Here is an 11,543-nt window from a genome sequence, read left to right on the forward strand (position 1 = left end):
TACTCGGAGCCGCCCTCGGTCGGGCTCATGAGAAGTCCTTCACGTTCTTCGACGTGACGACCTTCACCGGCACCTTCACCGTCTCCTGGACCTTCTTGCCCTGCGAGGCCCGCACCGCGTTGCGCACCGCGATCTTCCCGAGCTCGGCCGGCTGCTGCGCCACGGACGCGTACAGCGTGCCCGCCTCGACCGCCTTGAGACCGTCGGGGGTGCCGTCGAAGCCGACCACCGGCACGGACCTGCCCGCCTTGTCGCCGAGCGCCTTGACCGCGCCGAGCGCCATCTCGTCGTTCTCGGCGAAGACGCCGTTCACGCCCTTGTGGGACTGGAGCAGGTTCGTCATGACGTCCAGGCCCTTGGTGCGGTCGAAGTCCGCGGGCTGCCGGGCGACGACGTCGATCCCGGGGTACGCCTTGATGCCCTCGGCGAAGCCCTGCCCGCGCTCGCGGCTCGCGGAGGTGCCCGGCGTGCCCTGCAGGACGACGACCTTGCCCTTGCCGCCGAGCTTCTCGGCCAGCGTCTTCGCCGCCAGCCTGCCGCCCGCGACGTTGTCGGAGGCGACCAGCGTCGCGGTCTTCGCCTTGTTCACCCCGCGGTCCGCCGCGATCACCGGGATGTCCTGCTTGTTGGCGCCGCGCACGGCGGGTCCCGCCGCGTCGGAGTCCACCGGGTTCACGATGATCGACTTCACGCCTTCGCCGGTGAAGTTCTGCAGCTGGTTGCTCTGCTGCGAGGCGTCGTTCTGCGCGTCGGTGACCGTCAGATCGATGCCCGCCTTCTCGGCCTCGGCCTGCGCGCCCTCCTTCATCTGGACGAAGAAGGGGTTGTTGAGCGTGGACAGCGACATGCCGACCTTCGTCGAGGTGCCGGACGAGCCCGAGTTGAAGAAGGAGACCGCGCCGACGACCGCCGCCACCACCACGGCGGCGACCGCGTACTTCACCGCTTGCGGCCCCTTGCCCCGCACGCCCCCGGAGGCGCCCGACGAGGCCCCGGGCGTCGCGCCCGCCTTGCGCCGCAGCGTGTCAAGGAGGACCGCGAGCGCGATGACGACACCGATCACGACCTGCTGCCAGAAGGCCGACACGGAGAGGAGGTTGAGGCCGTTGCGCAGCACCGCGAGGATCAGCGCGCCGATCAGCGTGCCGGAGGCCTTGCCGACCCCGCCCGCCAGGCTCGCGCCGCCGATGACGACCGCGGCGATGGCGTCGAGCTCGTAGCCCTGCGCGGCCTGCGGCTGCGCGGAGACCAGGCGGGAGGCGAGCACGATGCCCGCGACGGCGGCGAAGAGGCCGGAGAGCGCGTAGATCACGATCTTCTGGCGCTTGACGCGCAGCCCGGACAGGCGCGCCGCCTCTTCGTTGCCGCCGATCGCGTACATGGAGCGGCCGATGAACGTGCGCCCGAGGACGACCGCCGTCACCAGACCCATCACGACCATCACGATCACCGGGACGGGCAGCCAGCCGCCGACGGTGTCACCGAGGTGGGAGACCGAGTCGGGAAACGCGATCGGGCTGCCCTGCGAGATCACCAGGGAGAGGCCGCGGGCCACCGACAGCATCGCGAGCGTCGCGATGAACGACGGGAGCTTCCCGTACGAGACGAGCAGGCCGTTGACGAACCCGCAGGCCATGCCGGTGGCGACGGCGAGGACGGCCGCGAGCCACACCGGCAGCCCCTGCGAAGTCGCCGTCCAGGCAAGGACGGTGGCCGAAAGGGCGGCCACCGAGCCGACCGACAGGTCGATGCCCGCCGAGACGATCACGAAGGTGACGCCGAACGCCAGGATCGCGGTCACCGCGGCCTGCACGCCGACGTTGAGCAGGTTCTGCGTGGTGAGGAAGTCGCCGGAGAGCAGCGACATCGCCACGACCAGGACGATCAGTGCGCTGAGCGCGCCGTTGTCGAGCAGGACGCGGCGGAGCGTCGGTGCGCCACCCGCGTCGCGCTTCAGGGTTTCAGTGGCCACGGGTGCCCTCCGCTGTCGTGTCTTTCGCGTTCGGTGCTGCTGGTGCTTCCGTTGCTGCCTGTACCGGGGTGCTGCTGACGGCGAGCGCCATCACCGCGTCCTGGGTGGCCTCCTCGGCCGTGAGCTCGCCGGCGATCCGGCCCTGCGCCATGACGAGGACCCGGTCGCTCATGCCGAGCACCTCCGGCAGATCGCTGGAGATCATCAGGACCGCGTGCCCGGCGGCCGTCAGCTCGTTGATCAGCTGGTAGATCTCGACCTTCGCGCCCACGTCGATGCCGCGCGTCGGCTCGTCGAGGATGAGCACCTTGGTGTCGGCAAGCAGCCATTTGCCGATGACGACCTTCTGCTGGTTGCCGCCGGAGAGGGTGCGGACGTGCTGGCCGAGCCCGGCCATGCGCACCCCGAGCTGCTCGGCGATCCGGGCCGCCGCCCGCTGCTGCCCCTTCAGGTCCACGAGCCCGGCGCGCGTCGCCGAACGCAGCGTCACCAGGCCGAGGTTCTCCTGCACGGACGCGTCCAGGACGAGCCCCTGCCCCTTGCGGTCCTCGGGGACCAGGCCGACGCCCGCGGCCATCGCCGCGTTCACGTCGTGCCGTGGCAGCCGCTCGCCGTGTACGTCGACGGTGCCCCCGTCGTACGGATCGGCGCCGAAGACGGCCCGCGCCACCTCGGTCCGGCCCGCGCCCACGAGCCCCGCCAGACCGACGACCTCGCCGGCCCGCACCTCGAAGCCGACGTCGTGGAAGGCGCCGTCACGGGTGAGTCCCTCGACCCGGAGCAACGGGGGCCCGGTGTCCGGGCGTTCGCGCGGATACTGCTGCTCGATGCTGCGCCCCACCATCAGGCGGACGAGCTCGTCCTCGTCCGTCGAGGCGGGCACCTGGGCGACGCTGCGGCCGTCGCGCAGGACGGTGACGCGGTCGCCGAGCGCGGCGATCTCTTCGAGGTGGTGGGTGATGAACACGATGCCGACGCCGTCCTCGCGCAGCGTGCGCACGATCCGGAAGAGCTTGTCGACCTCCTCGGAGGTGAGGACGGCGGTGGGCTCGTCCATGATGAGCACCCGCGCGTCCAGGCTCAGCGCCTTGGCGATCTCGACCATCTGCAGCCGGGCGATGCCCAGTTCGCGGACCTTGGTGCGCGGCGACACCCGCACGCCGACCCGCTGGAGCAGCTCCTCGGCGTCGGCCTCCATCTTCTTCCGGTCGACGAGACCGAAGCGGCGCGGCTGGCGCCCCAGGAAGATGTTCTCGGCGACGGTCAGGTCGGGGACGAGGTTGAACTCCTGGTAGATGGTGGCGATGCCGAGCCGCTCGGCGTCCTGCGCGCCGTGGATGCGCACTTCGCGGCCCTCGGCGAGGACTCGTCCGCTGTCGGGGCGGTAGGCGCCGGAGAGCATCTTGATGAGGGTGCTCTTGCCCGCGCCGTTCTCGCCGAGCAGGACGTGCACCTCGCCGCGGCGCAGTTCGAAGTCGACGGAGTCGAGCGCGACGACGCCGGGGAACGTCTTGCGGATGCCTTCGATGCGCAGCAGCTCGTCCTGGCTGCGCGGCAACTCGTCGTGGTCGCTCACGGGTTGCTCCTTCGTACGGGAGTGTCCTCGCCGGCGCCCTCGCCGCAGGAACGGCGGACGACGAGGCGGGCGGGCAGGGTCACGGACTGCGGGCGCCTGCCCTCGATCAGGTCGATCAGTGCCTGGACGGCGGCGCGGCCGAGGTCGGCGGTGGGCTGGGCGATGGTGGTGACCGGCGGGTCGGTGTGCACGAACCACGGGATGTCGTCGAAGGCCGCGAGCCCGATGTCGTGCGGGACGCGCAGGCCGTGGGCGCGGATCGCGTCGAGGGCGCCGAGCGCCATCAGGTTGTCGGCGGCGAAGACGACGTCGGGCGGCTCGGGCAGGGCGAGGAAGCGCATCGTGGCGCGCCGTCCGCTGTCGGCCTGGAAGTCGCCCTGTCCGATGTAGGCCTCGGGCAGCGCGGTGCCGTGCTCGCGCAGCGCGTCCCGGAAGGCCTCGACGCGCTCGCTGCCGGTGGTGGTGGCGGCCGGGCCCGCGATGATGGCGAGCTTGCGGTGGCCGAGTCCGTGCAGGTGGGCGACGAGGTCGCGGACGGCCCCGCGCCCGTCGGAGCGGACCACGGGGACGTCGACGCCGGGGATCCACCGGTCCACGAAGACCATCGGGGTGCCGGCGCGGACGGCGTCGAGCATGAGCGGCGAGCCGCCGTCGGTGGGGGACACGAGCAGGCCGTCGATGCGCCGGTCGAGCAGGGTCCGTACGTGGTGGTCCTGCAGCTCGGGCCGCTCGTCGGCGTTGCCGATGATCACGCTGTAGCCGAGCGCGCGGGCGGCCTCCTCGACGGAGCGGGCCAGCTCGGTGAAGTACGGGTTGAGCACGTCGCTGATGACGAGCCCGAGGGTCCGGGTCTGGTCGGTGCGCAGGGACCGGGCGACGGCGTTGGGCCGGTAGCCGAGCGCCTGGACGGCGGCGAGCACCCGGGCGCGGGAGGCGGGGCTCACGGAGGGGTGCTCGTTCAGCACCCGCGACACGGTGGCAACGGACACACCGGCCTCGGCCGCGACGTCCTTGATGCTCGCCGAACTCGGAGCCATCTCGGTCCACCTCCTTGTGGAATCGATTACACGAAGGATTGGAAACGATTACACAGGGGCCTGACAAGGGGTGGCAGAGGCGTGAGATCCGATCGTGATGTGGCGGCGGGGAGGGAGGCCGGGCCTACGTCGCCTTCGCCCCGCACGTGTTGTCCCGCAGGAACGGCCACCGGCTCACTGCGTGCTCAGCTTGCGGCTTCGGGCTCGGTTCCTGGCGATGTTCCGGGTCTTCCTGGTGTGGGCCGACTCGGAGAGCAGGGCGAGTACCGCCGGTGACGTGGACCCCTCGGCGAGGGAGCGCTGCATCCAGTCCGTGACCTCCGCCAACTCGGCCGGTGTCGGCACGTGACCGTCCTCGATGGACAGACGGAACAGCCAGTCGTGGATGCGGCGGCGGATGAACGCGCGGAACGCCGCCGTCTTGAGCCGGTCGATCTCCGGCAGCAGTCCGGCCGACCACTGCCGGAACCCGGCGGGACCGGTCGCCTTCATCGCGATCCTGTCCACGAGCGCGACCACCGCCGTCTTGGACCCCGTCTCGTGGGGGTCGCGCAGGATCGTGGCCACGACCGCGCGGTCCCGGTCGCGGCTCCGCGAGGAGGCGGTCACCAGGACGACGCGCTGGTACGCGGACGACCGGACGTGCTCGTCCGCGACGGCGTCGTCGATGTCCACGTCGAGGATCCCGGCCCCCGCCAGCAACTCGGCCACATCGGAACGCAAGGTCATCGCTTCACCTCTCCTCGGGAGACCTGACCCCCTGGAACTCCACCGTCAGCCAAGGGCTGTCCGGGTCCGTCGTCAGGGCCCGGTGGGCGCGGAGTACGTCCGTGTACCAGGGGCCGAAGGATTCCTCGTCGAAGTGGAGGCAGCGGCCCAGGACGTAGCCCGCCGAGAACGTCTCCCAGGAGGTGTACGCGGACCGTGCGGCCTCGGAGGCGCGTTCCAGGGCCTTGAACATCTCCGCGCGGGTGGCGTAGCGGGCGCCCGCTCCCCAGCGGGCCATCTTCGAGGCGCGGCCGATGTCCCACGCCGCGACCGTGGTGACGTCGCCGTCGGGCGGCAGCAGTCCGTCGGCGCGGAAGCGGGCCTCGTAGCGGATCACCTTGCCGACCAGGGCGCGCAGGTGCGCCACGAAATGGTCCAGTTCGGCGTCCTCGCCCGGGCGGTGCGGCGCGGTGGCGCCCGAGGTCTCCACCACGCGGTGCCGGAGCGCCATCTCGACCTCGTCGCGCCACTGCTCCGCGTCCACGCGGGGGCCGACGCGCCGTGTCAGCCCCGCGCGGGCGTCGAGGACGAAGTCCCAGTACCAGGGGCTGACGTCACGAGTGAGCAGCCGCTCCTGCAGGGACAGCCAGTCGTCGCGGTCGTGCACGCCCCACCACTCCGCGAGCCGGCCGATCTCGTTGTGGTGGCCCGCGCCGTGCCAGTCGACGGTGTTCCAGGCGTCGCCGTTGGCGAAGCACAGGTGCGCGCCGCAGGCCAGGCCGTGCAGGAGCGGGCTGCCGGGCGCGGGTGCCCCCGTGCGGCGGGTGTCGATGCGGTCGGTGAGGTTGCCGGGGCGGTGGTACGAGGCGTGCAGGTCCGACCAGACCTCTCGCTCGTCGTCGGTCGTCGCATAGAACTGCTGGCACGGCGTCGCCGCGTTCACGACGAGCAGGTCGACGTCGTCGGGGCAGCCCGCGGCGAGCGAGTCGAGGGTGACGTACTCGTAGGCGACGGCGGGGTGCGGGCGCGGGAGCACGCCCGCCGTGTAGACCTGCGCCACCTTTCTGCCGTCCGGCAGGTCGATGGTGAGCAACTCGCTCGCGGTGGCGTCGCGTTCGGAGCTATCGGAGCCATCGGGGCTGTGGAGCGACACCGGGCGGTACAGGCCCTCGACGGCTATCGCCCGCAGATAGCCGTAGGCGTCGTCCTCCTGGCACAGCTCGTACAGGTGCTGTTCGAGGTCGGCGGGCGCCTGCCAGGGGCTGCCGTCCTGTGGCGCGGGGAAGTCGGGAAAGACGTCGTCATGGAACTCTTCATGGAACTCGTCGTGAAACGCGTCGTGGGACTCGTCGTGCATGGACCTGGTTCTCCGCTCGGGCACCCGCGCCGGATTTCGCGATCTTGCACTCTACCCGGGCGCCTCGACGCGTACCGACTTCAGCCCGTTGATGAAGTGCGAGACGAGCCGCCGCGGGGGCGCCGCGAGCCGCAGGACCGGCAGGGCGCGCGCCACCTCCTCGTAGAACACCCGCAGTTGGAGCCGGGCGAAGTGCGCGCCCAGGCAGACGTGCGGGCCGTCGCCGAACGCCACGTGCGGGTTGGGCGAGCGCGACAGGTCGAGGCGGTGCGGGGCGGTGAAGACGCGCTCGTCGTCGTGGGCGGACGCGTGGAAGACGACGACCTTGTCCCCGGCCGCGATGCGCGTCCCGGCCAGCTCGGTGTCGCGGGTCGCGGTGCGCCGGAAGCTGAGCACCGGGGGGTGCCTGCGCAGCAGTTCCTCCACGGCGGTAGCGGCGGGGACCGCTCCGGTGCGCAGCCGCTCGTACTCGCGCGGACTCTGCGCGAGCGCGAGCAGGCCGCCGGGCGCGGCGCCGCGCACGGTGTCGTTGCCCGCGACGGTGAGGAGGAAGAAGAACATCTCCAGCTCGCCGTCGGTGAGTTCGGGGTCGGCGGCGAGGGTCGTCAGGACGTCGTCGCCCGGGTGCGCGCGTTTGTGTGCGGCCAGCGCCCCCGCGTACTCGAACATGTCGCGCAGCATCGCGGGCGAGCGCGGGTTCAGCGGCTCGCCGTCGGGGCCGAGCACGGGCGCGGCCGCCTCCTCGAGGTCCTGGTAGCCGATGACGCGCTGCGTCCAGTGAAGGAGCAGGCCGCGGTCGGTGGCGGGGATGCCGAGCAGGTCGGCGAGGTTGAGCAGGGCGTAGTCGTCGGTGACGGCGGTGACGACGTCGAAGGTGCCGTCGTCGGCGCGGGCCCGCGCCACGGCGGCGTCGAGGAGCGTGCGGGCCCGCTCGCGCGCCGCCGCCTCGAAGCGCTCGATCCGGCGCGGCGTGAACGCGCGGCTGACCAGTCCGCGCAGCCTGCCGTGGTCGGCGGAGCCCGCCTCGCCCGACGGGTGGCGCGCGGCCGCGGCAGGGTCCTGGTTGAGCATCATGCGGCGGATGAACGGCAGGTCGTCCGGCGCGGGATCGCGGATCTGGGTGGCGCCCAGGTACGAGGAGTATGTCGCCGCGTCCTTCAGGACCCGCACTACGTCCGCGTGCCGGGTGACCGCCCAGAAGCCCGGGCCCGCGGGCCAGCCGAGCACCTCCGGCTCCTCCTGCCTGGCCACCGGGTGGTGGTCGCGCAGCACGCGGTAGCGGTCGTACGGGACGCCGTCCGCGTACAGCCGGGGGTCGAAGACGTCGGGGACGGGCGGCGTGCCCGCCGACGCGCCGCGCAGGCTCACGCGCCGTCGTCCGCGCGCAGGAAGTCCTCCACCGTGCTGATGAGTTGGAGGGGCACCTCGTCCATCGCGTAGTGCCCGGCCCCCGACAGCTCCGCGAGCGTTCCCCGCGGGTAGGAGCGCAGCCACGTGGCGCGCATCAGGTCCGCCGAGAGCGCGGGGTCGAGCGCACCGGTGACGGCGAGCGCGGGGACGGACGAGCCGTCGACCTCGGTGTGGAAGTCGTCGCCCGCCCACGAGTCCAGCCAGGCGCGAAAGGCCTTCACGTCGCTGACCGCGAGGGAACGGCGCACCATCCGGTCGAGCCAGGCCCGTGGGCGTACACCGCCCGTGGTGATATCGATGATGGCGCGCCGGTTCTCCGGGATGTGCGCGGCCGACGCGAACAACTCCCATTGGTCCGGCGGCAGTTGCAGTCCCGAAGCGGGTACGGGCGACACGCCGACCAGGCGGCGCACCCGGCCCGGGGCCGCGGCCAGGACGCGCTGGGCGACGGCGCCGCCCATGGAGTGGCCGACGAGCGAGAACCGTTCCCAGCCGAGCCGGTCGGCCAGGTCGAGGACGTCGGCGGCGCCCTCGCCGGTGCTGTACGCGCCTGCGGCGTCCTTGGCCTCGCCGTACCCGCGCAGGTCCACCACCGCGTACTGGAACGCGTCGCTGTCGAGGTCCGCGAGCACCGGCTCGTACGCCGTGCGGTCGGCGAACCAGCCGTGCACCGCGAACACCTTGTGCGGGCCCTCGCCGATGAGGGTGTGGGGGAGCGGGAAGGAGGTCACTGCGGCTCCGATCGCCGACGGGGTCCGGGCGGCCCCGCCCTGTGCGGGCGCCGTGACCACGGTGTCCCCAACCCCGGTGCCGCGCAAGGGCGCGCGGGGTGCCGCCCCTTGCCGGTCCGCCCCGCCGCGTTCGACAGCGGGTGCGAACCTCGTACACCGGGGCGGGGGTGAACTTGCCGGACGGCCTGCGGTCCGGTGCCAGGGGTGGTCAGAATGTGGCATGGCCATCCGCCGCCTCAGCTACCGGCTCGACCAGGAGCCCGACGAGACCGGAGCCCCCCGCCTGATCCGCACGGATCCGGCCGGCCCCGGAGAGCAACCGCACAGCGGGACAGACCAGTTGGGAGACATCGTCGAGCGTGTCGCAGGTGTAGGTACAGGTGCTGGCGCGTTTGCAGGTGCAGGCGTGGGAGCGGGCGCGGACACGGGCGGTGAGCTGAGCTACAGCCTGCTCCCGGACGGCGGCCGCCTCCTGTGCGCCGTCCTCCCGGGCCGGCGCCTGGAGGTCCTCCACCTGAGCGCCGACACGCCCGGGCCCGGGCCCGCGTGGCCGATCGACACCTGGGGCCCCGCCGCCTGGGAGCCGGGCGCCGAGGAAACACTCGGGGCCGGGTTCGTCGAATCCGGACTCCCCGTGTCGCAGGCGCACACCGACCGCGAACTCCTCGTGGAGTTCGCCAGGGCGCGCGCCGAGCGGGTCGCGCCCTTCCTCACCGATGTGCGCCGCCTCTTCGACGACCCCGCGGGGCGGCAGATCGTCCTCGTCGAGGAGGGCGCCGAGGCCGTGGCCCGCTGGATCGAGCTCGCCTGTGCCTCGCTGCCGGAGGCGTACGTCCCTGCGCTGACGTTCACCACCTGGACCACCGACCCGTGGCGCGCCCCGCAGCAGATCGTCGGCATCGGCCCCGACGCGGAGTTCGACCGCTCCGACGACGCGACGCTGGAGTATCTGTACCGCGTGTACGACAGCACCGGCGGACCGGAGAGCCCGCCGCCCGCCGAACTCGACCCCTGGGCCCGGCTGACGGCCGAGCGGTGGCTCGCCGGGAACCCGCCGCGCCCCGCGGCCGGCGCCACGGACCGCCCGGCGGACGCCTTCGCGCTCCTCCCGCTCCTCTCGGGCACGGCCGGAGGGACGGCGGGCGCAGGAGGAGCGGGAGGGGCCGGAGAGGCGGCGGACGGCGGAGGAGCAGGAGGGGCGGCGGGCGGCGGAGGAGGAGCGGGCGCCCCCTCCGGCGCCCAACTCACCGGACTGAGCGGTGAATCCCTGCGCGTCGTCATCGACGCCTTCACCAAGGCCGTGAGCAGGGGCGAGGCCGACCCGCGCACCCTCGGCGAACTCGACCGGCTCTGCCGCGGCCTCGACGGCGACCACGCCCTGGCGGCGCGCCCCCTCGCCCTCGCCCTCGTCAAGCACCGGCTCGACGCGTCCCGCGGCCGCGGAGCCCTGCCCGACCTGACCGCCTTCGAAGGGCTGCCGCTCGGCCAGGAGGCCTGGCGGGAGCTGCGCGAGGAGTACGGCGAGCGCGCAGACGACGCCCTGCGCGCCCGCCTCCGCGAGCCCGTCGCCACCTGGACGGAGCCGCTCCGCCTCGCCCTCGCCGTGGGGGCCGACGGCGGACCCGGCCTCGCCGAGGCGATGGACCGGCTCGCGGACGCCCTCCTGTACCCCGAGCGGCGCGACTGCGCGCAGGCCGTCGAGGTCCTGACGGAGCTCGGCCACGTCGGCTTCAACCGCCGCGTGCTGCGGCTCGTCCTCGTCGACTTCACCGAACGCAAACTGGACCGCCTCATCGCGTTCGCCCGCTCCCCGCAGGGCGACTGGCTGCGGCGCGTCATCGACGACGCGCCGCTCACCGTCCGCCTCGCCGCGGCCGCCGCGCACCTGAGCGGGCCCCCGGACCACCTGCGGGGCGCCGAACTCTTCGAACGGCTCACCGAGCTCCTCTCCGGCCGGCGGGTCGAGGACGTCACGACGCTGCGGCTGCTGTGGCGCATCGTGTGGCGCAACGAGCCGCCGGACCGTGCCGAACAGCCCTGGGTGGCCCGTACCTGCACGCCACGCCTGATCGTCGAGGCGGACCTCGGCCGCCGCGTCATGGGCTGGCTCAGGGAACCGGACCACTGCGACATCGAACTGATCGAATTCGCCCGGGAGATGCGCCACGACCGCAAGCTGGGCGCCCAGGACCGCGACACCGCCGAACTGCTCGTCACCGCCCAGGACCTCGCCGCGGGGCGGCTGCCCCTGAGCCGGTCCTCCGTCGGCCTCCTCAAGGAGCTGGGCCGGAAGGTGTCGCCGCTCGGTCCTGTGCTGCGGCAGGGCGTCGACGAGCGGGTGGGGTGTGCCCTGGCCGCGGCCAACCCGCTCGACCTGTGCGAGTCGCACGGGCTGCAGATCCTCGTCGCCGCCGGCCCCGACCTGCTGCGGGCCTACCGCGCGCAGACCCTGGAGGCCGACCGGCGTGAGCAGTTGATCCGTGAACTCCCCGGCAGACCGGCCGAGTTGGCCGCGTACTACCACATCTGGCGGCCGCGCCGGCGGCACGGCGTCACCCCGGAATGGCGCACCGTCGCCGAGGAGCTCCTCGACCGGGCCCTCGCACCCGTCCTCGGCCACCTCGACGAGCACCACCTCGGACAGGTGGCCACCGTCCTCCAGCGGGAGGGCCAGGACGTACAGGCGTGGACCGCATGGCGGCACCGGGCGGCCCGGGAACCGAACTGACCCCGCACCCCACGAAAGGACCAG

The 11,543-nt window shown here is 72.9% G+C and carries 8 protein-coding genes; 1 reads left to right on the forward strand and 7 read right to left on the reverse strand.

Annotated features, from left to right (window positions below; translation table 11 throughout):
* Window positions 1–25: 25 nt before the first annotated feature.
* From ACFVYL_RS08305 to ACFVYL_RS08335, 7 genes are all read right to left on the reverse strand, one after another.
* Window positions 26–1,972 carry a substrate-binding domain-containing protein gene (locus ACFVYL_RS08305; RefSeq protein ID WP_389713768.1) on the reverse strand — a complete coding sequence of 649 codons (1,947 nt, stop codon included), beginning with the start codon at window positions 1,970–1,972 and terminating at the stop codon, window positions 26–28.
* On the reverse strand, window positions 1,962–3,548 hold the full coding sequence (locus ACFVYL_RS08310) for a sugar ABC transporter ATP-binding protein (protein ID WP_389713769.1): 1,587 nt from the start codon (window positions 3,546–3,548) through the stop codon (window positions 1,962–1,964). The genes ACFVYL_RS08305 and ACFVYL_RS08310 overlap by 11 nt, the downstream gene beginning before the upstream one ends.
* The gene (locus tag ACFVYL_RS08315) at window positions 3,545–4,585 is read right to left on the reverse strand and encodes a LacI family DNA-binding transcriptional regulator (RefSeq protein ID WP_389713771.1); all 1,041 of its coding nucleotides are present in this window, start codon (window positions 4,583–4,585) and stop codon (window positions 3,545–3,547) included. The genes ACFVYL_RS08310 and ACFVYL_RS08315 overlap by 4 nt, the downstream gene beginning before the upstream one ends.
* A gap of 174 nt (window positions 4,586–4,759) precedes the next feature.
* Window positions 4,760–5,314, reverse strand: a complete 555-nt coding sequence (locus ACFVYL_RS08320; RefSeq protein WP_389713773.1) for a hypothetical protein — start codon at window positions 5,312–5,314, stop codon at window positions 4,760–4,762.
* Window positions 5,315–5,318: 4 nt separating this feature from the next.
* The gene (locus ACFVYL_RS08325; protein WP_389713775.1) at window positions 5,319–6,650 is read right to left on the reverse strand and encodes a DUF1266 domain-containing protein; all 1,332 of its coding nucleotides are present in this window, start codon (window positions 6,648–6,650) and stop codon (window positions 5,319–5,321) included.
* 51 nt (window positions 6,651–6,701) lie between these two features.
* Window positions 6,702–8,018 (reverse strand): cytochrome P450, encoded by a 1,317-nt coding sequence (locus ACFVYL_RS08330; RefSeq protein ID WP_389713776.1) that lies wholly within the window; start codon window positions 8,016–8,018, stop codon window positions 6,702–6,704.
* A complete protein-coding gene (locus ACFVYL_RS08335) occupies window positions 8,015–8,791 on the reverse strand; it encodes an alpha/beta fold hydrolase (protein WP_389713778.1) in 777 nt (258 codons plus the stop codon). The genes ACFVYL_RS08330 and ACFVYL_RS08335 overlap by 4 nt, the downstream gene beginning before the upstream one ends.
* Before the next feature lie 406 nt (window positions 8,792–9,197).
* Between ACFVYL_RS08335 and ACFVYL_RS08340 the strand changes: the two genes are divergently transcribed.
* Entirely contained in the window at window positions 9,198–11,519 is a 2,322-nt protein-coding gene (locus ACFVYL_RS08340) for a GTPase-associated protein 1-related protein (protein WP_389713779.1), read from the forward strand.
* Window positions 11,520–11,543 lie beyond the last annotated feature (24 nt).

Source organism: Streptomyces sp. NPDC058308, assembly GCF_042880275.1.
GTDB lineage: Bacteria > Actinomycetota > Actinomycetes > Streptomycetales > Streptomycetaceae > Streptomyces.